Here is a 23,988-nt window from a genome sequence, read left to right as displayed (position 1 = left end):
GCCGGAGGGGAGCACCTCGCCGGCTCTCTCGTGCCCGCCGGGTCCGCTCGGACCGCAGGTAGTCGCCGCCCGCGCCCAGTATCGTCGACCCCGACGATCGCCGCAAGGGGTCGCGCCCATGGCGATGGCTGGGCGATTACGACCAGCGACACCACGCCCGTCGCCAGACTGAAGGCGTCCCATGCCGACTCGAGCCACATCCCGTTCTGGTCGACGTAGTTCGTCGGATTAAGCCCAGTGTACGGTACAGGCTGAGGTTGATCGGCGCATGCACCCCGAGCGCCGCCTCTCCAAATCCCAGCACGCCATCACGGAGCCGGCTCGCACGCCCATCAAAGAGCGTGCTCGGCAACAGTGATACCTGGTCACTCGTCGACGCCTCGACAAGTAGAGAACCAAAGACGATTGAGGGCAAACAGAGCGTTCAACCGGGGCAAACGTCGCACTCTCCAGGAACATGGATTATTCATAATTCTCCAATTCCTTCCTCAGAGCACCTGCCAGTTCTTCCGAGCCCGGTGTCACGCCCTTTCCGCTGGGCGTGGGAAACACACCCGGCAGAATACCACTTTCTGCCAATCTCGGAAGCAACTCATCCAGAAGGTCAGCAAGAGGAATCTTTCGTGCTTCGTAGGCTGCCCATTCTCCCTCCCGATGAATCTCAGCATATTCCCGAGCTGGCCAGAGAGGAAACACCTGGCAGCCGTCTGCATTGGCCATGAGTGCCCATCCATCTTGCCAGAGCCCCCATGCTATCTGGTCGTCCGCAACACGCTTCACAAAGTGGCGGAATCGCTCGGGACCATCAAGACGAAGCACAGCTTGAATCTCATGCTCACTTGTCCGTCTCATGGATTCTTCCGCTCCTTGTTTGCTCGACCGTAATTGTCGAATTTATGCTGAGTTCGATGAAGGTCCGCGTCCTGGAGGTTCGAGGGCGATTCCACGTGATCGTATCCTTTCGCTGCCTCACGTCCTCTCGTGTGAGCGAGCTGCTTGCCAGGGGGATTTCTGATGCTCGTTCGCTGACCACGCTCGATAGAGTTCTGCTCCTGCCGGATCCAACCTCGATCAGCCGATGAGGTATTGGGGTCATCGGCGATCTGTTTCAGTCGTTCCTGGGCACCTGTCCGTCCTGAACCCTTTGCACCTCCCTCACCACACGCGTTGTGACCGAGGACGCGGAGCTCGGAGACGAAGTACTCATGCTCTGACTCGACCTCCAGGTTGAAGACGCGCTGCGCACCTGGTAGCACCTCCACCCAGGAGATCGCAACCGTCCCGGAAGCGGTCCTGACATACTCGCCCGCCTCCAGGTTGTCCGCCCGCACCCAGTCGCTGCGATCGACCGAATAGAACCGGTGCGACGACGTCGCCTCGACGACCTCTTCTTCTCCGCCGAAGCGGAGGCGGACGACATCGTTCGCCGTCTGGTTGAGCGTGCTGAGCACGACCCGCCCAGGCACGTCCGCGATCCGCGGTGCCGGCCCGATGCGCGTAACGCGCGCGTCGCCCGCCAGCGAGATCTCCTCGAACGCGAGCCAGACCGTCCGCCCCCTGGCAACCCCGTTGTCCGCGAGCCACGAGGGCGGCCTGAGCAGCCGGATCTGGATGGGCTCGCGCGCCCCCGCCGGGCTCGGCATCTCGAGCTCGACCACCCGCCAGCTCTCGTCGACGACCGTCTCACTCCGGCCATCCGAGGTCAGCACCCGGTCGCCGACCGAGATCGTCTCGATCGGCACGAGCCCCGACGAGGTCGCCACCTCCGTCCCAGCGACGAAACATGCACCCGGAGCACCGCACGTCGCACCGGTGCAGTGATCGGCCTGCTTGCCGAGACCCGCGACATCGTCCATGCGCCGGCCGCCATCCGCGACGTCATCGCCGTGTCTGGCGACGACCTTGGCCGCGTCCGCGCCCTGGTCGACGCCCTTGCGCATGTCGTTCAGCTTGTCGACGCCGCGGGCGGCCTTCAGCGCCGTGCCCGCCCCGCCGGGCACCACGGGAAGGACCAGCGCCAGCGCGTCGACCGCGACACCGCCGGCGTCGAGCGCGGCGCTCCCCCAGTTGCCCTGCTGGACGTTGTCGACCAGCGACACCACGCCCGTCGCCAGGCTGAAGGCGTCCCATGCCGACTCCAGCCACATCCCGTTCTGGTCGACGTAGTTCGTCGGATTGTTCCCCGTGTACGCGTACAGGCTGAGGTTGATCGGCGCGTACACCCCGAGCGCCGGCCCTCCTCCGAAGTACTGCGCCACCATCGGGTCCGGGCTCAGCCACTGGCTCTGCCGCCCGTCGTAGTACCGCGCTCCGAAGTAGTAGAGGCCCGTTCCGAGATCGAGCTCCTTGCCGCTGAACGTGTGCCGGCGCGCCAGCTCGTAGCGAGAGTCGGTCTCATCGCGCCAGAGCTCGCCGCTCGGGAAGTACTCGTCGTGCTGGATGAGCGTCTGCTCTTCGTTGCTGGCGTACTGCGTGCTGCCGAGGTGGTCGGTGTGGAAGTACAGCGTCGGAGGATAGTTCAGCCAGGCGCTGTCCATCTTGGACGCGAGCTGCGTCTCCCCCGCGTACACGTGCTTGGTGAGGTAGCGGCCGTCCCGGATCGTGAGGTCCTGGCTGATGTACGCCGTCTCTTCCTGACCCACGACGTCATGCTTCGAGATCGCGCGCTGCCCCTCGCCGTCGTAGAGATTCTTCGAACGGGTCTGGTTGTTGAGCTTGATCTCGCTCGCGAGCCCCTCTTCGTTCCACGTGATCTCGCGGGTGGCGCCACGGAAGGTCCACTTCTTCTGATGGCCGCTCTCGTCGTACAGGTAATCGCGATCGTAGCGCTGCGACTCGTTCGCGGGCTGCTCGGAGGTGCGCGTCACCGCGTGCGGCCGAGGCCCATCATAGTTGTAGATCGCGTCGTACGTCTGCTCGGGGATGACGTGATCGTCCCGGAAGTCGTCGTCTGCGCCCGGAGAGAAGTCCGGCACCTGCCGCCAGCTCGCGTTCGTCTTTCGGCGGATGTTGTGGATGTCGTCGTACGCGAACGCCTGCGTGTAGCGGTACCTCCAGTCGTTCCGGGTCTGCACCACGCCGGACGCCTGCGTCAGACGGTCCAGCGCGTCGTACTGGTAGCTGTGAAGCAGATTCCCGACGAGCACGCTCCCGTTCATCTGGTTGTCGAACGGCGCGTCGTTCCGCAGCTCGGTCACGTTCCCATCTTCGTCGTACGTATAGCTGAGCCGCTGGAACGGCCTCGCCGGCTTGTTCTGCTGGCGCAGGAACGGATCGCGATGGTCCGCGTTGACGTGGGCGAGCCTGCGCGAGCGCGGCTTGTACTCGTACGTCGTCTCGATGAAGTTGCCGGCGATGAGCCGGACCTTCTGCCCGAGCTCGTCGTACCCGAGGTGCGCCAGGTAGATGGTGTTCGGCGACTCGTCGGGGTGCTGCTCGTTGATCTGCGTGTTCAGCCCGACGATGCTCTTGAGGTTGCCTCCGGCGTCATAGCTGTAACTGATCACCTCGCGGCTCGGGTCGCCGAGCGGCACCTGATCGGGATTCGGCCCGACCCGCAGGTCGGGGAACCGGATCCGGAGCACCCGTCCGAACGCGTCGAACTGATGCTGCACCTGGTAGCGGTACGGACCGCGGTGCGGCTCACGCAGCCGGTGGAACGTCGCCTCGATCTGCACCCGGTTGCCGTGCCGGTCGTAAAGGAACGTGCGCTCGCCGGCCTCGCTGGTCTCCGCCATCACGCGCCCGGCGACGTTCCCGTTCTCGTCGCCCGCGAGCTCAGGACCCCCGTAGGTGTAGACCCGGGCCGTGCTCGTCGGATACGTCACCTGCCGCAGCCGATTGAAGTCGTACTCGTAGGTGATGCGCTGCGAGAGCTCCCGCAGCTTCGCGGTCTGCTTCTCCCGCAGGTTGCCGACCCGATCGTACGCCCACTCGATCAGCCCGGCGTCTGGGCTGTCCAGGCTCACCATGCGTCCGAGCGTGTCGTACGTCGCGGTCGTGACGTTGCCCCCGGCGTCCTCCACCTCCACCAGATCGCTCACGGCGTTGTAGCGATACTGGGTGAGGATCGGCGTCCCGTCCGCTGGATTCGCGCGCTCGATCATCTCGACGACGCGGTCCATGACGTCCCGGTGCTGGACGGTCATCGCGTCGTCGGGCGCCGTGACCGTCGTACGGAAGCGCAGGACTCCGTCCTGATCCGGCCCGAAGCCGTAGCTCGTGTTGACCTCGACGCAGCTCCTCTCGACGTCCTCCGGATCGGCGGGCGTCGTCAGCCTGGTCACGCGCCCGAGGACGTCGTATTCCCACCTCGTGAAGAGATCGTCGTCGCACTCGGGGCTCATCGCCGGGGTATCCACCAGGACGGTGGCGGCCTCCGTGCTGAAGACGGGATGCCCCTGCGCCTTCCGGCGCCCGCGCTCGTCGAACACGAGGCGGCCGCTGACGGTCATCCCGACCTCGGTGTGATCGCCGAAGTCCTTCTCCAGATCCTTCTTCGTCTGAATGACGCGTTCGAAGCCGTCGATGAAGATGACCGTCTCGACGTAGTCGTGTTGATGAGGCGGGACCGTGGGCGCGTTGCGGGACACGTCCTTGTGACCCATGATCGCCCAGAACGGCGCGGCAGAAGCCCCCGGCTGCAGCCCGTACACGGCGCGCAGCGTGGGGACCACGCCCTCCTGCGCGACGGGATCCGCCACGAAGTCGCTCGGCCCCCACACCGCGACAAGCCGGCCGAACGCGTCGTACTTGTACCTCGTGCCGTGGCCGTTCAGGTCGGTCGTGGTGGCGACGGCACCGAACAGGTAGTTCGGGCGGCTCTTCGACTCGTAGCCGAACGAGTCGGTGATGCTCGTCCTGTAGATCCCCGTCCCGTCGTAGCCGTAGGTGAGCTCGTACGAGTTCGGGTCGGTCACCTTCGCGATGTTGCCGAAGTCGTCCCGCTCGATCGTGACCGTGCTCGCGGCGTCGTTGTACGTCGCGGTGGAGCCCGGAATGCCACCTCCGGTGATGTGATGGCTGAACGTCTCGAGCGCGCCCGTCGTCGGATGATAGGTGGCCCGCCGGTCGCGCAGCACGGTACCCGACGCGCTCCCGCTGCGCGCCACCACCCTGCTCGGCTGCGCGAGGTACAGCTCGCCGGAGCTCGAATAGCCGAAGCCCCGCGTGTCGTACTCGACCTCATAGAACAGGTCGTCCGCGGCGCCCTCGTCGGCGCTCAGGAAGAGCGTATCGAGGCCGCCGTGGTCGAAGCGCCAGGTCCGCCGCTCCTCCGTGGACTTCTGCGCCGTCGCCTCGCCCTCGAACCACTCCGTCGTGCGATGCGTCTCCGCGGGGAAGAACGAGCCCACGAGGGGCTCCGGCTTCGCCTGCACGCTCACCCCGCCGGGCGTCGGGTCCTCGTACGTGAACGTCTGGCGCGTGTAGGGGATGGGATCGCCGCTCTCCGAGACCCCTCGCTCGCTCGTCTGATGAACCAGCCCACGACGGTAGTAGTCCTGATTGTAATACCACGTCTCGATCTGCGAGCCGTCGCCCGTGCTGCCCCTCTCGCCGCGCGTCACGGTCACGATCGACGAGCCGTAGTCCTCGCGCTCGACGCGATCGTACTTCCCCGTCTGCGCGCGCGCGCCCCCGCCCGCCGGCGCCGTGTAGTCCACGGCCTGCGCCAGCGTCTGGCCACGGCCGTCCATCGAGCGGATCCCGACGAGCGCGTAGCTGTTCCCCGGCAGGTCGACGCTCGGCTCCGCCTCGTCGCCGACCTCATTGCCATAACGCTCGTAGTCGAGCTCGAACCTGCCGTCGAAGGGGCGATTGACGGCCTTGAGGAGGTTGGCCCTCCCGAGCTGGTTCAGCTTGACGTAGACCTCGGCCTGGCCGTCGACCTTGGCGACGTGATCGACCAGCCCGTCGCCGTCGACGTCACGCCAGGCCACGTCGCTGCCGCCCGCCGTGTCGTTGTAGAAGCCGTAGACGCTGCCGCAGACGAAGAAGACGCAGATCTCGGCGTCGAACGTCGCGCTGTAGTCGCGCGAGGTGCTGAAGCTCAGCGCCTCGGGGTTGCCGTCCCCGCCGTCCACCTTCTCCAGGATCCTCGTGCCGAGGCTCGAGAACTCGTCTCTCACAGCGACCGGCCACTGCGGGAGCGGCCACGTCCGCTCGGCGTCGAAGCGATCGCCCAGGTTCAGCTTCACGTGGAGCGGCTGCTCTCCGGGCTCCGCTCCGGGCTCCTCCTGTCCGGCCTTCGGCTCGGGCAGGCGGCTCACGTGGTCGAGCAGGCCATCGCCGTTGATGTCGATGAAGTCCACCGCCTGCCGGTTGAGGCTGTAGACGTACCCCGCGCCGACGTGCCCGCCGCCTCCGAAGACGCCTGCGCTGAACGACGCGCCGACCGAGACGCCTGCGCTGAGCGAGCCGGTGTCCTCGTAGCGCGCCGCGTTCGGGCCGGTCGCGACGTCCATCACGTTGATATCATTCAGCACGTCCTCGCGGAGGCCGAAGCGGCCGGAGCTCCAGTCCGGATTCGACCACACGATCGGCGCCGTGAGGCCGTAGCCGGTGTTGAGGCGCACGACGGGGCTCCCGCCCGCAGGAGTGAAGGAGACGCGGTCCGGCAGGCCATCCTGGTTGATGTCGAGCAGCTCCGTCTTCGCGGAGCTCACCGCGTAGTCGAGCCCGACGGAGAAGCTCGTGGACATGACCGCGCGCGTCCGACCGCGCGTGTCCGTGTCCGGCACCGCCTGGTCCTTCTCGTCGTTGCCGCCGAGCGACATGCTCACCTTGAAGCGCATGCTCTCCTGGTCGACCTCACGGAACTCGTCGAAGTCGACCGCGCGCTTCTCGGTGAAGCCGCTGCCGGTGTTGAACAGGACGCCGTCGCGCGTCACCAGATCGGGCAAGTTGTCCCCGTTCATGTCGAGGAACTCGACCTCACCCGTGGTGTCGGCCGCGCCGATCCCGAGGTTCAGGTTGAAAGCGCTGGCGTCCAGGCCGTAGCTCCACGTATCGGACAGCCGCAGCGCCTGGATGCCCGCGCTCCCCGAGAAGCCGCGGCCCGCCTTCGTGCGCCCGGGCGAGAACAGCCCGCGCCCCACGAAGCTGCTCTGACCCCGCGTGCCGTACACGGGACCGGCGCCACCAGGCACCCCCACGCGGGAGATGGTCGCGAAGAAGAAGGGCGACGCGTCGTCGCTCACGTTCGCGTACTGGAGCGCAGGCTCGCTGAAGGCCTGGTCGCCGCGGTAGTCGCCGAACGACCACCGGTGATAGCCACCCGCCATCATGTCGTGCGTGGGCGCCGGAGCCTCGGTGTCGCCGAAGTCGGGATCCAGCCAGCGGACGTTGACGGGCGCGAGGTCCCCTCCGGTCGAGGGATCCCAGGACACCTGCCCGATGCCGGGCAATCCTCCGACCCACGTGATGGGCGACCTGGAGATCAGGGTGAAGTAGATGGGCTCCCCCGGCGTGATGCCGACCGGCGGGTCGAGCGCGACCGGACCCGTCGCCGCGGGGCCAAGGCACGTCTTCGAGAACAGCTTGTGGACGCCCTGCACCAGGGCGCACACCGGATGTTCCGTCGGGCCCTTCATGAAGGTGCCCGCGCTGGTCGAGCTCTCCGCCGTCACCGGGACGGTCGGCGCGCCGGCCTGCCACAGGAAGACCGCGACGTTCACCTCCGGCTGCTGCACGATGAAGCTCACAGGCACCGGATCTTCCGGCGTCGGATCGTCCTCGATCTCGCAGACGATCGCCTCTGGATCTTCCTCGGAGGGGCCGCACCCGAGCACGGCCCCCTCCACGTACACCTCGGCGTCCGGGTCCGGCCGGCTGTAGCGCGTGTACTCGACGAAGGGCTCCCAGCCGACCCGCTCGGGATCCACCGGCGAGTCGGACTTCAGCTCGAAGTAGAGCAAGTCGCCCGGATCGAGGCGAATGCCGGTGCCGGTGACCTGGTACGCCCCTTCGAAGCCGGCGCCCAGGCTGGCGGTCGCCACGCGCTGCGCGCCGCTCCAGTCGGCGGCCGTGGACGGCACCTTGTAGACGTTGAGCTCCACGTCGTCGGAGGTCGAGCGCTTCGTCCCCCCTCCGAGCACGCTGACCTCACCCGGCGCGTTCGGGATCCAGGGCCGCTTCGGCATGCCCACGAGGCGGAAATCGTCGGCCAGCGACGTGCGGTAGACGAACGCGCCATACACCTCGCGGTCGTCGACGCGGCTGGGGGCGATCCCCTGGTACGCGATCTCGGGAGACCACCGCACGAGGTCCTTGCGCGGATCGTCGACCGAGCTCACGCGGAAGTAGAGGTCGTCCCCCACGCCGATCGGCTCCTGGAGCGGCGTGGGGCCGTTGCAGCCGTTGCCCGCCGTGGGCAGGCACGGCGCGAGATCGTCCCCGGCGAAGGTCCGGGTCCAGATCGGCGGCTGCGCGTCATTCTTGAGGATGGAGACGGTGACCCCGTCGCCGCCCGCCACGTCCTTCTGGATGACGCCGCCGATCTGCACCGTGCCGGCGAAGGGCGCCTTCCAGCGCGCCAGCGGGTCGACCAGGAAGAAGCTGCTCTTCTGGTTCTCGAGGCGGTCCGCGTTCGCGAACGCGATCATCGACTCGTCGTAGGCGCCGAACGTCTCCTCGTCCCCGAAGCGGTCCTTCGCCCCCTTGCGAACCTTGATGGCGCCGTCGCTCACCCACACCTGGTCGACGAAGCCGTCGCCGTTGATATCGGAGAGGATGTGCCGATCCTCCGATTCGTTGTGGGCGATGTTGCCGCCGAGGCCGAACGCGCCGCCGAGCACGGTGAGCCCCGCTCCGGCCGTCCAGCCGCCGGTCTCCGTGTACCCGAGCGAGTTCTGCGCGAAGCCGGGGATGCCCTTGTAGCTCAGATGGTCATGGGGGGACGGGGCGAGGGGCGCCGTGTTGACGGTCCCGCTCGCGCCGGTGAGGAAGTCGAGCAACCCGTCGCCGCTGACGTCCAGGAGCGAGCGGCGCACCCGGCTGTGCCCGCTGGAGCCGCCGGCGCTCGCGCTCGCGGCGATGGCCACGAGGTCCACGCCGACGCCGCCGCCACCGCCGTAGCTCGACCCCTTCGTCCGCGAGAGCCCGTGCTCCGCGCGCAGGCCCGTGCTGGACTTCAGGCTGCCCCAGAGCCGGGGCTCCCCGAAGGGGTCCTGGGCGATCTCCTCGTACTCGAAATCATGCTTGTAGAGCTCGGTGCCGTCCGTGCCGAGCAAGCCGACCTCCTGGAGCAGCGACTTCTGGAAGGCGCCCAGCGTGTAGCGGAGATCATAGCTGCGGATGATCGTGGCGACGTAGGCGACCTCGACGCTCTCCAGGCGGTGCGACGTCTTGATCGGGAAGCCGGGGCGCGCGTCGACGCTGCGGTCGGGCCGGGTGTCGGCCGCGTCGAGCACGAAGCTCACGTTGTAGGTCCCCAGGCAGTCGTCGTCGACGTTCGACGTGATGGCTCCGTAGCAGATCCTCTTCGGATAGACCTGCGGCATCGAGACGCCGGACATCGTCTGCTCGTCGTGGAAGTACTTGAACAGGATTCGATTCCCGAACCGGTCCTCGACGAGCTCCAGGTTCCACTTGAAGACGCGGCTGGCGTCCCCGGGATCGGCGAGCCGCGCGTTCGCGGTCTTGCCATAGACCGACAGGGTCCCATTCTTGTCGGTCACTTCCCAGTAAAAGATATCCGGGTCGTCGGGCGCAGGCAGCCGGAGGATGCGCTGGAACGCGCCCTCGACGCGGCGCTGGTAGCGCACGCCGCCGGCGGCGGGGCCGACGGCGGTGAGCTGGGCGCCGTCGAGCGCGTAGCGCACCGAGCCCGCGACGGAGCCCGGGTGATCATTCTGGATCTTGGTACCGTCGTAATCAGGGACGCCGAAGCGCGTATCGTGCTGGATGCTCGAGATCTCGAGGTCCCAGCCGACGCCGAGCCAGCCGTTGCCACGAGCGCTCGAGTACGTGAGCGCCAGATCGGGATCGAGCCCGTTGCGACCCGGCGGCACGCGCAGCGGATAGCTCAGGTTCGCCGTGCGCTGCGGGTTCGCGCTCGGCGGCTCGATCAGGTCCACGCCGGCCGAGGGATTGCCGAGCTCGATGCCCTTCATCTCGTCGGGCAAGGAGTTCTTGGGCCCAGGCGCGTCCGGCGCCGGGAGCGTGGCGTTCATGAACTCGGTGAAGTGCTCGGTCTCGCTCACCATCACGCCGCCGCTGGCGTCCGCGACCCTGGGGATCGCGCGCCACAGGCCGACCGGCTCGTCGAAGTAGAGCGTCGAGATGCTGCGCGTCGTCGCCGCGGGCGGCATGCCCTCCCGGTCGAAGGGCAACGTGAGCCGCACGGGCCGCTTGAAGCGGAGCCCCGCCGGGCCGAAGCGGAAGCTGCCGCTGCCCGGCACGACGTTGACGAGCCCGCGCCCGGCGGGCGAGGCCTGGTCGCGCGTCAAGGGTCGAATCGTGATGTACACCGGCTCCGAGACCGCCCCCGCCGGGATCTCGAGCGTCGCGCCGGCGTGATGCAGCGTCTTCGCCTCATCGGGGGTGACCCACGCGCCGTAAGGCGCGCCCACGTCGGGCGTGAGGCCGCCTGACGCCGTCGCGAGCGCGCTCCTGTCCAGGCACGGCCCGAGCTCGACCTGGCGCGCGACGGTGGAGCCATCGGCGAGGGTGGCCCGCAGCCGAACGGACCAGGCCGCCCCTCCCCGCACCTCGGGGACGCTGAGCTCGAAGGCGCCGTCGCCGCCCAGCTCCGCGGGCGTGAGGGCGCGATCCTCCACGCTCACGCCCGTCACCGCGACGCCTGCGCCGTGCACGAAGCCCCGGACGTAGGCTCGCCCGTGCTCGCACTCGCCGTGCAGCGGGTAGGCGATGCGAAGCTCCGGACGCGCTTGCTCCGGCAACGCGCTCGCGGCCACGCGCAGATCGCCGATCGCCGAAGGCTCCTCCGCGCCGCCGCGCAGCGAGAAGCGAACCGCGTCGAGCGTTCCGAACACGCCCACCGCATCCCACTGATGCCAGCCTGGCGAGAGGCCTCGAAGCGGAATCTCGAGGCGTTCCTTCCCCCCTCCGGCGCTGGCGACCAGCGTACCGCTCGACGGCGCGATCAGGCGGAAGCCGAGCGTGTGGGGGGCCGATGGCTCGGCGGAGGCGGCCGTTCCGAGCTGGGTCGCGCGCGCCGAGGGCTGGCGACCTGCGCTGCGCGACAGCGCGGCGGGGGAGACGGCGGCGTAGCTGCCGCCGTGCGGGATCCCGACCACGCGCACGTGGCTCACGCGGTAACTCGACACGGGGCCGTGCTGAACGGAGCTCCGCGGCACCCCGAACGCCACCTGATTCAGGCCTTGCTTGAGCCACGCGGGGCTGATCTCTTCGACCTGCAGACCGGACCTGGAGCTCGCCGGCGGAAGCGCCGTCGACGCGCGCTCGGCGGCCCCGTTGATGCTGCGCGGCACGCCGCTCCAGTGCGAGACGCCCTCGAGCTCGTAGACCAGGAACGCGCGCGACAGCGAGCGCGGCTCGGCGAACACGTCGACCGGGAACGTCTGCGCGCCTTGCCCGACCTCACCGACGCGCGCCGTGGCGCGATCGGAGGAAAAGACGAGCGCTCCCGGGAAGCCGTTGCTCGTCACGCGGTCGGCCCAGCGGGCTTCCGGCAGCACGCCCACCGGATCACGAGCTCCCCAGAACGCGAGCTCTGCCAGACCGCGCGCATCCCCGGGGACCCACTCGATGACCGCCCGCTCGGCGAGGACGGGGAGCGGCATGCGCAGGGGGCCGAGGGCGCCCGACAGCTCGAGCGGACGCTGCTCCAGGCCCTCGAGGACGCGCTCGCCCGCGGCGCCATCCACGGTGATGGTCAATGCGCCGCGGGTCCGCCCGAAGCCGCTGACCTGGTGGATCCAGGTGGGCTCGGCGAAGCGGACCTCCACGCGCACGGGGGCTCCGGAGGGCGAGGACAGGGTCGTCCGCGCGTCGCCGTCGAAGAGCGACCACGCAGCCCTTGGATCCGCGTTCGCAGGGGCGTCGAGCCACTGCGCCCAGGCCACCGCCGCGACGGTCGTCGCATCGCCCGGATCCGGCCATGAGGTCGCCGCCCCCTGCTCCGCGCTGTCCGGCGCCGCGGCGCCACGCAGGCCGGCCCGCGCGGACGCGATCGCATGCAGCGCATCGTCGAGCGGGAGGCTGGGCTCCACCGCGCTCTCCTTCGCGCCCGGCGCTCGGGGTGACGTCGCGGCCAGCGCGGCGATCGACCCCGCGAGCCCCAGCATCTGGATCAAGACGAAACACGTGGTCCGAGCCCCAGCGGATCGACCGATGATGTTCAGCATGATGCGTTTCCTCGCAGCTCGCCGGTCGGCGGCTCACTCCCATGATCAACGAGGCGAATCGCTCACGAGCCGCTCCCCAGCAGCCCGGGCGCCCGCCCCTCGCGCGCGCTCGAATGGACGGTCTTGTGGCCTCACAGCCCGCCGCTCCAGGTACAGGCCTGGAACTCTTCTCGCGCAGCGGAGATGGCCTGCCGGCACACGTGCGCCAGCGATTGCTTCTTGAAGTCGCTGTCGGCCAGATCCCGCCACGCGGTTCGCTGACGGACGATGCCAGCCTTCTGCTGATTGAAATGATGAGGCAGCAACGTCGCCTGCATGCACAGCTCGTACTGGTCGAGATAGCTGTCGCACTCCGCCACGCCGGTGCTGCCATCGGTGACGGTCAACCGACTCGACGATCTGCCGGCGCCGGCCGAAGCGCCGTCCTCACAGGCGAGGAGCAGCAAGCCGATCGCGCACAGCCAGGCGGCGTTGCGCAGCGGCGAGCTCGAGAGCCAGCTCGAGCCCGCAATTTTGAGCCGAACACGCGACTGCGCGCACGTCGCCATCGCACCGCGCCCCTGGGCGCACCTGCCAGATTGCTGCATGATGCTTCCTTCCCGGATCGCCCGGGTCCTGGATCAACACCGAGAGCAAATGGAGCTCTAACGGGCGCGCTACACCCCTCGCGCACCCCATGACGCAGATGTCTCCAGGCGAAGTTACCTACCGCCCTGGAACATGGCGCCGCATGTAAGCACCACGACAGGCACGCTGTCCAGACCCAATCACACAGGAATCGAGATCGGATCGGCTACTTCGAATTCTTGTCACATTCACATGCAGGAAGATCTGCGGGTCAACGTGCCTGCGGGCAATCCCCGGCGCTCCTCCCGATCGGAATCCAGCTTCACTGAAGTGGGCGGGCGTCTGCGGGGCGCCGACGCGCGGAGATGGCATGGAGAATGGATAACGAGGGCGGGGTCGACTGCCGCGGAGAGAATCGCGAGCTACCTCCGCGCCGGGAGCGCCGACGCGCGCTCCCGGCGGAGAGCGCGCTCGGTTCAGACCGGCGCGCCGTGGTCTTCGAGCGGATCCTCCGCGTCCTCGGGCGTGGCGCCGCCGCCTCCGGGGGTGCTGCCGCCTCCGGGGGTGCTGCCGCCTCCGGGGGTGCCGCCGCCGCTGCTGTCGCTGCCGGCCGCCTCGGCGGCCTTCTTCTTCGCGCTCCGGCTGAAGAGCCGCCGCGTCGCGATGGGCACGAGGCGCGGGATCGTCGGATCCTGCTCATTGGCGCGCTCGAACACCCGCACGATCTGCTCGAGCAGGATCAGGTTGATGCCGTCGGCCCGGTCGAGATCGCCGCTCGTGACCTTCTGCCCAGCCGGCCGCGCGGCCGCGGCCTTCGCGGCCTGCGTCAGCGCCTCGGCGGCGCCTTGCAGGCGCTCGACGTAGTCCTGGTCGAGCCGCATCAGCCTGGCGCGCACGGCGAGGGGGCCCTTCTTCTGCGCGAGGTAGCGCTTGCCGAGCGCGGCGAGCTGGGTGAGCCCGCGCGCGAGCGCGGCGGGGTCCTCTGCCGTGCCGAGCGCCCGCGCCAGCTCCTCGCGCGCCTCCTTGCCCGCGCCGGCGACGCCGCGCAGCACCTCGTAGGCCTGGTCGCGCAGCAGGAGGGCGCTCGAGAACCGCTCGCGCAGCGCGGCGTCCCGCGTGGCGCGCGTGGCGTCCTTCTTCTGGCCGGCGCTCTCGTGCGCGTCGAGCAGGCGCTCCAGCGCGAGCGCCTGCTCGACGGCGAGCGCGAGCAACTCGGGCGAGAAGCCGCGCAGCGTCTCGCGCTTGTCCTTCGAGGCGCCCGACCAGCACGCGTGCGCCGTCGCGTAGAGGCGGCGCATGTCGGTCAGCACGCGCGAGGAGGCGATCTGCCGGCCCCGCTCGACGAGCCGGGCCTCGGTCGTGCCGTCGAGCAAGGCCTCGAGGAGCCCTGACTCCGGCTTGCCCAGCTTCGCGGCCAGGGATTCGAGGGTGGGGATGTTGTCGTCGGTCTCTTCGGGAGGAGAGATAGGTTTGGCCATGGTGCACGCTAGGCGCGTGCGGAGCGGCCCGTCGAGGGGAGCGCACATCTCCGACGCCGCGCCGGCGAGCGTGGACGGAAGCCTGTCCGCCGGCGACGACGGCGCGGCGCGCGGAGCTGCCGGTATCGCGGCGGAGGTCAACGTGCTGCAGCCAGGGGACGTCGTCATGCGGATGGGGGGCCGTCGTCATGCCGCCCGGCACCCATCGTCATGCCGCCCGAGGCCGTCGTCATGCGGCCTGAAGACGTCGTCATACGGCCTGGAACCCGTCGTCATGCCGCCCGGCACCCATCGTCATGCCGCCCGGCACCCATCGTCATGCCGCCCGGCACCCATCGTCATGCCGCCCGGCACCCATCGTCCCACGGCGCGGGGCCGTCATCATACTGCCCGACCCGCGTCGTCATGCCGCTCGGAGTCATCGTCATGCGGCTTGGCACCCGGATCACGTTGACGTTCCGCAGGGAGCAGCTGATGGCGGAGAAACCGCAACGGCGCAACGGCGCAACGGCGCAAGGAACGCAGCGGAGAGGGAACCAGACCTCTCTCTCCCTTGCGCCCCTTGCGCCCCTTGCGGTCTCTCTGCTTCCCGCCGCTCCCCGCAGCCCTCCGCGTCCCGGCCGCTCACCGGGCGGAGCCAGCCGGAACGCCTCCCGCTCGGGCGGGGGAATCAGCGGGTAGCCGCGTTCAGCGGTAGCCGCCGCCGAACCCCATCTCGTGCTCGAGCTTGACGACCTTGTTGTACAGGCCGATCACGAGCAACGATGGCACCCACTGGCCGATGAAGTTCGCAATCTGCCTCTTGCCGGCCACCATGAAGCCGGCGGAGAGCGCCATCGAGCCGATCGCCAGCCCGAGGTAGGCACCGGACGGAATTCTGGAGGTCCTCTCCTCGATCTTGGTCGTGACCTTGCCCTCTTCCTTCTGAATCGTCGGTTCGATCGTCGCCATGGTGGATCTCCTTCCGCGGCGCCTGCCCGGCGCTGCGCTTGCCGCCGCGACCCGGTGCGACGACCGGGCCAGAAACGAAGGCGCCCGGACGGGAACAAATCGCGCATTGGCGACCGGGCGCCCCGAGCCGCTCCCCCCCGCCGCCCGCTCAGATCCGCGCCGTCACCGCGCGCAGGAGCTGCCGCTGCGCCGCCGCGAACACCAGGAGCACGGGCACGCTCAGGATCACGTTGCCGGCCATCACCACGTGCCAGCGGACCCCGGTCCCCTGCTCCCGCAGGAGGGCGATCGCGAGCGGGAGCGTCCGCACCTGGTCGTCCGTCGTCATGACGAGCGGCCAGAAGTAATCGTTGTAATGAAAGACGAAGCTGAACAGGAACAGCGCCGAGAGCGTCGGCCTCAGCATCGGGCCGAGGATTCCATAGACGATCCTGAGCTCGCCCGCGCCATCCATCCTCGCCGCCTCGATGATCTCGTCAGGCACCGAGAGCAGCGCCTGGCGCACCAGGAACGTCCCGAGCGCGCTCACCCCGAACGGCAGGATCAGCGCCGCGAACGTGTTCACCAGGCCGACCGAGCCGAGCATCGTGAACACCGGGACGAACGTCACCTGCGCCGGGATGAGCAGGCACGAGAGCACCAGCACGAACGCCGCGCCCCGCCCCGCGAACCGCAGCTTCGCGAGCGCATACCCGGCCGGCAGCGCCAGCGCGATCTGCAAGAGGGCAATCGCCGTCGCCATGAACAGCGTGTTGGCGAAATACCGCATCACCGGCACCGCCTGGAGCACCTCGCGGTACGCGCCGAGATCCAGCGCCTGCGGCAGCGGGTACGCCGGAGCGCGGGTGATCTCCGGCAACGTCTTGAGCGACGTGACCGTCATCCACGCGTACGGCCCGAGCCACACGACCGCCACCACGACGAGCAACAGGTCCGAGGCGAGGCGCCGCGCGCCGGTGCGCCCCCTGGTCGTCATCGCCCGGGTCGTCACGACGCCCGCCTCTCCTCGCGCGGCGCGCCCGCCCGGAGCGCCCGGAGCTGCAGGACCGTCAACAGCAGGAGCAGCCCGAAGAAGATCACGATCATCGCGCTCGCCCGGCCGACCCGCAGGTTCACGAAGACGTGCTCGTAGATCGCATAGACGAACAGGGTCGTCGATCGCACCGGCCCCCCCTGCGTCATCACGCGGACCACGTCGAACGCCTGGAAGGAGAGGATGAGGCTCGTCGTCGCCACGAACGCCGCGCTCGGGCGCAGCAGCGGCCACGTCACGTGGCGGAACCGCCGCCACGGGCCCGCGCCGTCGAGCGCCGCGGCCTCGTGCAGCGCCCGCGGGATGTCCTGCAGCCCCGCCAGGAAGATCACCATGGCATAGCCGGTGATCTTCCAGACGCTCACCGCCGCCAGCGCGAGCAGCGCCGAGCGAGGGTCGCCGAGCCAGCTCATCGTCGGCAGGCCGAGGCCGCGGAGCGCCGCCGAGAAGACGCCCTCGGCGTCGAGGATCCACATCCAGAGCAGCGCCACCGCGACCCACGACACGACGTACGCGCTGAACACCGCGCCCCGCACGAACGCGTACACCGGCCCCGGGCGGTCGAGCGCCACGGCCAGCGCGAGCCCCAGCGCGCCGGAGAGCGTCACCACCACGGCGCTGTAGCCGAGCGTGCGGAGCAGCGTCCCCGCGAGCTCGCCGCTCCCGGCCAGGACCTCGTAGTTCCGGAGCCCGACGTACCGCGGCGGCGTGAGCAGGTCCCACGCGTAGAAGCTATTTTTGGCCGCGAGCAGGAGCGGGACCAGGAAGAACACGGCCAGGAAGGCCGCGGTCGGCAGGAGGAGCAGGTACGGCGAGAGGGGGTGCCTGGGCTTCATCGCTCACGCGCCGCGCGGACGGCCTCGGAGAGGGTCTCGGCGGCGTCGCGCGGGGCGAGCACCGCCTCTTCCAGCCGGGGCTGCACCGCCTCGCGCTGGACGCGGAACAGGTCCGGAGACCACGGCCAGGGCGCCGCGTGCGCGAGCTGGTCCACGGCCACGCGGTCGTTCGGGTGCGCGGCGTAATAGCCGCCCCGCGTGAGCGCCTCGAGGCCGCGGCGCGAGACCGGCATGTAGCCCGTCCGCGTCGCCCACGCGTTGGCCTGCTCCGGCTGCATCATCCAGCGCAGGAACGCGAACGCCGCCTCCTGCGCCGCGGGCGCCGCCCCCCGCGGCATCACGAACATCGTCCCGCCCGTGGGCACCGAGGCGCGCACGTCGCGCGGCAGCGGGGCCGCGCCCACCTCGAACCTCCCCGCGCCCGCCTGGGCCGCGTTCTCCTCCAGGTAGCGGAGGAACGCCGTCGAGGTCCAGATCATCGCGACCCGGCCCGCCAGAAAATCGGTGTTCGTCACCTGCCACGCGTTGTAGTCGCGCCCCGGCGGCGGCTTCATCGTGCGATCCTCGTGCACGAGCGCCTGCCAGAACCGGAGCGCGCGCACGCCCGCCTCGCCGCCGAACGCGGGCGCGCCGTCCGGCGAGAGGATCTCGCCGCCCGCCTGCCCGACGAGCGCCGCCCAGAACCACCAGTCGATCGGGCACTCGAACCCCCACCGCCGCGTGGCCCCGCCGTCGCGCACCACGAGCCGCGACGCCACGCCGCGGAGCTCGTCCCAGGTCGACGGCGGCGACAGGCCGAGCTCGCGGAACACGTCGCGGTTGTAGTAGGCGATGGGCGTCGAGCGGTTGAACGGCAGGCACACGAGCGGCCGCTCTCCTCCCCCGACGAACGTCCCCGACTGCCCGAGCGCCTCGACCACGTCGAGGTCGCCGGCGGGCCCCGCGTCCACGAAGCGCGAGAGCGGCTCGAGCGCGCCGGCCTCGGCGAGGTACGGCACCACCTCGCCGACCACGTGCGTCAGCGCGGGCGCGGCGCGCGCCGCGAGCGCGGTCCTGAGCTTGGCGAGCGCCTCGAAGTAGTCGCCCTGGTACACCGCCTCGATGCGGTAGCGGCCCTGCTCGCGGTGGAACCGGTCGACGAGCGACAGGAGCACCTCGCGGTTCTTGCCGCCGTACGCGAACCACAGCGACGCCGCGAGGCGCCCGTCCGGCGAGCGCCGCGCGCAGCCGGGCGCGCCCGCCGCGGCCGCGGCGATCGACGCCGCGAGCGCCCGGAGCGCGTCGCGCCGCGAGCAGCGCGCGCTCGCCCCGGGCCGCGCCGCACCGCGCCCCCGCCCGCTCATGGCGCGGCCCGCGGGGCGATCCGCGCGCCGGAGCCCGCGTCGAACCAGAGCACGGCGCGCGGGTCGAGGCGCGCGCGCACCGCCTCCCCCGGCGCGGGCGTCGCGAACCCGTGCGCCCGCGCCCGGAGCCGCGTCCCCGAGGCGTCGAGGTACAGGAACGTCTCGGCCCCGAGCGGCTCGGCCACGACGACGCGGGCCTCGACCACGACCTCGTCGGTCGCCCCGGCGCCCGCCCCGCCCTGCGCCCCGGCCTCCAGCCCGACGCGCAGGTGCTCGGGCCGCACGCCGGCGATCACCCGGTCGGGCAGCGCCACGCCCGGCGGGGCGGGCAGCGAGAGCGCCGCGCCCTCGTACCGCGCGCCGGCGCGCTCCAGCGCGACGAGGTTGATCGCCGGCGCGCCCAGGAAGCCGGCGACGAACGTGTTCGCCGGCGCCTCGTAGATGGCGCGCGGCGGGCCGACCTGCTGGAGCTCGCCCGCGCGGAGCACGGCGATGCGGTCGCCCATGGTCATGGCCTCGACCTGGTCGTGGGTGACGTAGACCGACGTCGTGCCCAGGCGGCGCACGAGCGCCGCGAGCTCGACCCGGAGCTCGGCGCGCAGCGCGGCGTCGAGGTTCGAGAGCGGCTCGTCGAACAGGAACGCCGCCGGGGCGCGCACGATCGCGCGGCCCATGGCCACGCGCTGCCGCTCGCCGCCCGACAGCTCGCCGGGCCGCCGGTCGAGCAGGTGGCCGATGCCGAGCAGCGTCGCCGCCTCCTCGACGCGGCGCGCCCGCGCAGCCTTCGGGACCCCGCGCATCCGGAGCGGGAACGCCATGATCTCGCGCGCGGTCATGTGCGGGTACAGCGCGTACCCCTGGAAGACCATGGCCACGTCGCGGTCCTCCGGCGCCACGCGGCTCACGTCGCGCCCGCCGATCGCGATCGCGCCGCCGTCGGGCGCGTCGAGGCCGGCGATGAGCCGGAGCGCCGTCGACTTGCCGCAGCCGGAGGGGCCGACGAGCACGAGCAGCTCGCCGTCCTCGACCTCGAGATCGAGGCCCGCGAGGGCGGGGCGCTCGGCGTTCGGGAAGCGGCGGGTCAGGCCGCGGAGCGAGAGGGTGGCCATGGCGGCGAGCTCAGGTGGCGAGCAGGACGAGCCCCGGGATCGAGTCCGCGACCGCGAGCAGCTTCGGGCTCGGGGCCACCGCGACGGGCACCCGGGCCGTCCGGAGCAGGGCGGCGTCGTAGGCGCTGTCGCCGAAGGCCGCAAGCACGGCGAGCTCCGGGAAGAGGCGCCCCAGCGCGCGGATCTTCCCGTCGCCGTAGGTCGCGGGCGCGCCGAGCTCGGGGGCGAGCCGGCCCTCGCGGACGGCCGGGCTCATGGCGGCCACCTGCGCGGGCGCGATGCCGAGCCCCGCGACGGCGCGCTCGACCGCGATGCGCGGCGAGGCGGAGACGACGTACACCGGCGCGCCGCGCGACCGCGCCCAGTCGAGGATCGGCAGGAGCGCCGGCCGGATGCGCCCCGCGTGGCCCTTCTCCTCGAGCACGCGGTCGACGAAGCCGGCGAGCTCGTCCTCGCGCCACCCGGCGAAGGCCCAGGCCATCATGGCGAAGGCCCGGTCCTCCGGGTACCGCTCGTCCAGGAACGCCGCGTGGAGCGCGCTCGCGATCGCGTGCGCGCCGCCCCCGGCGTCGACGCCGAACGCCTCGGCCTCGCGGCGCAGCGCCTCCTCGGCCTCGGGCCGCGCCGCGCGCTCGGCCAGGAACGCGTCGAACAGGTCGAAGCCGATGTCCCCTTCCCAGAGGGTGCCGTCCGCGTCGAAGGCGAGCGCGGCGCCCGCGCCGAGCGCGCCGTGCTCGGCCTCGATGCGCCGCAGGAGGTCCCCCGTGCTCTCGCGAGGGATCGGCGCGCTGCCGCCCAGGATCGCCGCTGTCATGTCTCTCCCCTCTCCCCGGCCGGGCGCGTGGGTCGTCCCGTCCGAGGCCCACGCCTACAGCGGACCTCGCGTCGCGTCACGGCCCGTCAACGTCCCGTCACCCGAACGGCGGCCGGGCGTCGTGTTCCGCAAGCGGCGTCACCGCGCCTGCTCGAAGAGCGAGCGGTGCAGCACCCCCACCGCCGAGGCGACGCTCGCGTCGTCGATGACCATGCACAGGTTCACGCTGCCCATGGCGTAGCTCAGCATCTCGACGTTCACGCCGGCCTGGCTCATCGCCTCGAGCACCTGCGCGGCGACGCCCTTCTGCCGGGGCAGGCCGTGGCCGACGATCACGAGCGTCGTGTGGTCGGGCAGCACCTCGCAGGCGCCGAACCGCTCGAGCTCGGGGAGCGCCCGGCGGAGCTTCTCGAGGCTGTCGGTGGTCATCGAGACCGAGACCTCCGACGTGGTGATCACGTCGATCACGACCTCGTGCCGCGCCAGCACGGCGAGGACCTGCGCGAGGAAGCCGACCTCGCCGAACATCCGCGTCGAGCTGAGCTTGAGCACGACCTGCTTCTCGCGGTACGCGATGCTGGTCACGGCCGGCGACGCCGCGTCGGTGTTGAAGTCGATGACCGTGCCGGGGTGATCCGGCCGGTTGGTGTTGAGCACCCGCACCGGGATGCGCTTCTCCATGGCGGGCAGGAGCGTCGAGGGGTGCAGCACGCGGGAGCCGAAGAACGCGAGCTCCGCCGCCTCCTCGAAGCGCATCGTCGGGATGTTGCGGGCCGTCTTCACCACGCTCGGGTCGGCGGTCATCACCCCGTCGGTGTCGCTCCAGATCTGGGCCTCCTCGGCGTCGAGCGCGGCGGCGAGCAGCGTGGCCGTCAGGTCGCTCCCGTTGCGGCCGACGGTCGTGATCTCGCCGGCCTCGTTGCGGCCGACGAAGCCGGTGACGACCGGGACGACGCCCTCGGGGACGTGCTCGGCGAACGCGGCCTTGACCCGGGCCTCGAAGCCGGGCAGCGGCCGCGCGCGGCCGAAGCTCGAGTCGGTGATGAAGCCGAGGTCCCAGACGTCGTAGGCGCGGGCCGGGACGCCGCTCCGGGAGAAGAAATCGGCGATGCAGCGGACGGCCATGCGCTCGCCGAAGCTCGCGATGTAGTCGAGGCTCCTCGGGCTGAGCTCCTTGACGAGGCTGATGCCGCGCAGGAGGTCCTCGATCTCCTGGTAGAACGGCGCGAGCAGGTCGGGCGCGCAGCCGAGGGACTCGGCCACGGCGCGCTGCTTGTCGATGGGCACGGCCGGGTCGAGGCGCCCCGCGGCGGCGCCCCTGGCGGCGTTGATCAGCGCGTCGGTCATGCCCTTGTGCGCGGAGCTCACGAGGACGGGGCGGCGGGCCAGGCGGGCCCTGGCGATGTGGAGAACCTTCTCGATCTGATCGCGGCTCTCGACCGAGCTGCCGCCGAACTTCATGACGATCATGCGCGTGCCTCCATGGGCCTGTCGGCCCGGTGGAGCGCGAATGATAGTCACGGCCGGCCGTGACGCGACAAGGGGGGTCGATCTCGTCCTGAGGCCCGGTCCGCCCGGCGGGAGAGCGTCAGGCCTCCGTCTCCAGCACGCCCCGGAAGCTCTCGCGCTTCGTGAGCAGGAGCCAGCGCAGGTTCTTCATGAGCCTGCCTTGCTCCGAGAGGGCGGCGTGGCTCAGGAGGACGAGCTCGGCCACGCTGATGCCCTCCCGCACGTCCTCCGCGGCGACCTGGGTCCTGCCGTCCGCCGCGGCGCGGCAGCGGGCGAAGCGGGAGATGACGGCGGTGGCGAGCGAGAGGTCGAGCACGGCCGCGAGGAGGTGCCGCGGCGCGGAGAAGATGTGCCGGCGCTGGAGCGCGAGGCGCAGGTAGTCCCGGACGAGCGCCCCCTGTTCGCCGTCGAGGAAGCGGTCGACCGTGCGCACGTGCTGGAGCTTGAACGGCCTCGGGATGAACAGCATGTCGACGGTGCCTCGCCCGAGCATCCAGGCGGCCTTGTTGCCGAGGCTGCGCAGCCCCTGGAGCTCCGCGAACGGCGCCGTTCCGACCCGGTGGGCCTGCCGGACCCGCGACGGATAGCAGAGGTTGCCGAGCAGGAAGGCGAACAGCACCCGCGCGTGGAACGAGGGGCGCCGGCGGGGCGCGAGCGGCGCGGCCTCGTGGGCGTGGGCCTGCTGGAAGGCGGCCTCCAGCGCGGCGTCCGTCGCGCGCTCGCCGCCCGCGGGGAGCGCGCGCTCGAGGGCGGTCGTCCAGTCGTAGAGCCGCGCGAGCGTCGACGCCGGCGACGCGTCGACCGCGAGCTGCTCCTCCCAGTGCCGCGCGATGCGCAGGTACTGGGGCCGGGAGAGGATGACGCCGCGCAGCGTCGCCAGCGCCGTCGACATCCGCTCCGACTCCCCCCGCTGCTGGAGCTTCGCCCGGAGCTGGCGGTCGACGGGGTCGCCGTAGTTGTCGCGGATCGAGGGGCAGAGCTGCGAGAGCTGGGCGACGACGACGTCCTCCTCGTCGCGAACGAACCCGAACGGGAACGCCTGGCACGACCGCGGGATGTACTCGTGGCCGAACCGCTTCTGCAGGCTGCAGAGCAGGTCGTCGTCGAGGAAGACGCATTGCAGCCGGCGGTCCTTCTCCAGCATGGGCAGGACGCCGCGCGCGATGACCACCGCCGCCTCGCTCCCGGCGCGCTCTCGCACCCAGGGGTCCTCGAGATAGCGCCTGGCCTCCTCGTTGCTGAAGCGGATGTTCCAGGGCATCCGGCAGCACCGCGCCGGGCAGTCGCGGCACGCGAACCGCTGGTTCGGGGGAGAGGAGAGCTTCGTCGCCGAGGAGCGCTTCGTCGCCATGGGGCGGCGGACCATACAACGCGACACCGAGCGGCGCTCACCGCCATCGTGCCGGACGGCTCCGGCCCGTCCCTGCCGCACCAGGCGGACTCGACCTGCGCGCCGTGCCAGGCGGACCCGGCCCCGATCTGCGCGTCGTGCCGGGCGGACCCGCCCCCCACCTGCGCGTCGTGCCGAACGGGCCTGGTCCGCCAGGAGCCGCGGGTCGGAAATCAGGCGCGGCAGGGGACGCGGACAAAAAGACAGCGCCGCCGGGGCCTCAGGGGGGCGAAGGCCGCGCCGGCGGCGCTGCTGTCCGTAGAAGCACCGACCGTGCCATCCGGGATCTCCCTAAAATTGCGGCGATGCGTCAGGAACGTTCCCTCCCGGGTTTCGATTCTGAAACGGCGGGGTCGCAGCATTGAACGATTGTTAGAAATATTTCTTTACTAACCAACTTTCGACTTGAACAGAATTATCCGGTCAGGTTGAGCTCCTGCATTTCTCACTTGTGACGTGTTCGTGGCGTTCTCCGTGATACGAGCACGTGAAGCGCCGGACAAAACCTCCCGTCGTCATGCAGCCGATGGCGGGCGCATCGCGTCGTTGCTCCTCGTCGCCCTGCTTCCCTGGGGCTCCTCGTCGTGCCTAGCGCTGCCCCCCTCGCTGTCTGGCTCGGTCCGTTTTTG

The 23,988-nt window shown here is 70.5% G+C and carries 12 protein-coding genes; all 12 read right to left on the bottom strand.

The genetic code is table 11. From position 1 onward, the window contains the following. Window positions 1–462 precede the first annotated feature (462 nt). On the bottom strand, window positions 463–852 hold the full coding sequence (locus WMF31_RS42590; RefSeq protein ID WP_436606496.1) for a DUF2750 domain-containing protein: 390 nt from the start codon (window positions 850–852) through the stop codon (window positions 463–465). Next, window positions 849–12,269, bottom strand: coding sequence for a SpvB/TcaC N-terminal domain-containing protein (locus WMF31_RS42585; protein WP_436607604.1), 11,421 nt, complete (start codon window positions 12,267–12,269; stop codon window positions 849–851). The genes WMF31_RS42590 and WMF31_RS42585 overlap by 4 nt, the downstream gene beginning before the upstream one ends. 191 nt (window positions 12,270–12,460) lie before the next feature. Next, window positions 12,461–12,916, bottom strand: a complete 456-nt coding sequence (locus tag WMF31_RS42580; protein WP_436607576.1) for a hypothetical protein — start codon at window positions 12,914–12,916, stop codon at window positions 12,461–12,463. A gap of 456 nt (window positions 12,917–13,372) precedes the next feature. Beyond that, complete coding sequence (locus WMF31_RS42575; protein WP_436607575.1) at window positions 13,373–14,374, bottom strand: hypothetical protein; 1,002 nt, start codon at window positions 14,372–14,374, stop codon at window positions 13,373–13,375. 687 nt (window positions 14,375–15,061) lie between these two features. Beyond that, window positions 15,062–15,325 carry a hypothetical protein gene (locus WMF31_RS42570; protein WP_129356273.1) on the bottom strand — a complete coding sequence of 88 codons (264 nt, stop codon included), beginning with the start codon at window positions 15,323–15,325 and terminating at the stop codon, window positions 15,062–15,064. Between the two features lie 148 nt (window positions 15,326–15,473). After that, window positions 15,474–16,316: a carbohydrate ABC transporter permease gene (locus WMF31_RS42565; protein WP_436607574.1), complete on the bottom strand. Its 843-nt coding sequence runs from the start codon at window positions 16,314–16,316 to the stop codon at window positions 15,474–15,476. Beyond that, window positions 16,313–17,194, bottom strand: a complete 882-nt coding sequence (locus WMF31_RS42560) for a carbohydrate ABC transporter permease (RefSeq protein ID WP_436607573.1) — start codon at window positions 17,192–17,194, stop codon at window positions 16,313–16,315. Before WMF31_RS42560 ends, WMF31_RS42565 begins: the two co-directional genes overlap by 4 nt. Further along, the gene (locus tag WMF31_RS42555; protein WP_436607572.1) at window positions 17,191–18,537 is read right to left on the bottom strand and encodes an ABC transporter substrate-binding protein; all 1,347 of its coding nucleotides are present in this window, start codon (window positions 18,535–18,537) and stop codon (window positions 17,191–17,193) included. The genes WMF31_RS42560 and WMF31_RS42555 overlap by 4 nt, the downstream gene beginning before the upstream one ends. Further along, window positions 18,534–19,646, bottom strand: a complete 1,113-nt coding sequence (locus tag WMF31_RS42550; protein WP_436607571.1) for an ABC transporter ATP-binding protein — start codon at window positions 19,644–19,646, stop codon at window positions 18,534–18,536. The genes WMF31_RS42555 and WMF31_RS42550 overlap by 4 nt, the downstream gene beginning before the upstream one ends. Window positions 19,647–19,656: 10 nt before the next feature. Next, window positions 19,657–20,460, bottom strand: coding sequence for an HAD family hydrolase (locus tag WMF31_RS42545; RefSeq protein ID WP_436607570.1), 804 nt, complete (start codon window positions 20,458–20,460; stop codon window positions 19,657–19,659). Between the two features lie 138 nt (window positions 20,461–20,598). After that, a complete protein-coding gene (locus WMF31_RS42540) occupies window positions 20,599–21,930 on the bottom strand; it encodes an aspartate kinase (RefSeq protein ID WP_436607569.1) in 1,332 nt (443 codons plus the stop codon). A 118-nt stretch (window positions 21,931–22,048) separates the two neighbouring features. Further along, the gene (locus WMF31_RS42535) at window positions 22,049–23,320 is read right to left on the bottom strand and encodes a YkgJ family cysteine cluster protein (RefSeq protein WP_436607568.1); all 1,272 of its coding nucleotides are present in this window, start codon (window positions 23,318–23,320) and stop codon (window positions 22,049–22,051) included. Window positions 23,321–23,988 lie beyond the last annotated feature (668 nt).

Source organism: Sorangium sp. So ce1036 (genome assembly GCF_051369805.1).
Taxonomy (GTDB): domain Bacteria; phylum Myxococcota_A; class Polyangia; order Polyangiales; family Polyangiaceae; genus Sorangium; species Sorangium cellulosum_F.
The sequence above is the reverse complement of the archived record's forward strand: the minus strand, read 5'-3'. Positions and strand labels throughout refer to the sequence as shown.

Excerpts from the sequence above, each read along its gene's own strand:
- WMF31_RS42590 (WP_436606496.1), bottom strand. The coding sequence starts at position 852 with ATGAGACGGACAAGTGAGCATGAGATTCAAGCTGTGCTTCGTCTTGAT.
- WMF31_RS42585 (WP_436607604.1), bottom strand. The coding sequence starts at position 12,269 with ATGCTGGGGCTCGCGGGGTCGATCGCCGCGCTGGCCGCGACGTCACCC.
- WMF31_RS42580 (WP_436607576.1), bottom strand. The coding sequence starts at position 12,916 with ATGCAGCAATCTGGCAGGTGCGCCCAGGGGCGCGGTGCGATGGCGACG.
- WMF31_RS42575 (WP_436607575.1), bottom strand. The coding sequence starts at position 14,374 with ATGGCCAAACCTATCTCTCCTCCCGAAGAGACCGACGACAACATCCCC.
- WMF31_RS42570 (WP_129356273.1), bottom strand. The coding sequence starts at position 15,325 with ATGGCGACGATCGAACCGACGATTCAGAAGGAAGAGGGCAAGGTCACG.
- WMF31_RS42560 (WP_436607573.1), bottom strand. The coding sequence starts at position 17,194 with ATGAAGCCCAGGCACCCCCTCTCGCCGTACCTGCTCCTCCTGCCGACC.
- WMF31_RS42555 (WP_436607572.1), bottom strand. The coding sequence starts at position 18,537 with ATGAGCGGGCGGGGGCGCGGTGCGGCGCGGCCCGGGGCGAGCGCGCGC.
- WMF31_RS42550 (WP_436607571.1), bottom strand. The coding sequence starts at position 19,646 with ATGGCCACCCTCTCGCTCCGCGGCCTGACCCGCCGCTTCCCGAACGCC.
- WMF31_RS42545 (WP_436607570.1), bottom strand. The coding sequence starts at position 20,460 with ATGACAGCGGCGATCCTGGGCGGCAGCGCGCCGATCCCTCGCGAGAGC.
- WMF31_RS42540 (WP_436607569.1), bottom strand. The coding sequence starts at position 21,930 with ATGATCGTCATGAAGTTCGGCGGCAGCTCGGTCGAGAGCCGCGATCAG.
- WMF31_RS42535 (WP_436607568.1), bottom strand. The coding sequence starts at position 23,320 with ATGGCGACGAAGCGCTCCTCGGCGACGAAGCTCTCCTCTCCCCCGAAC.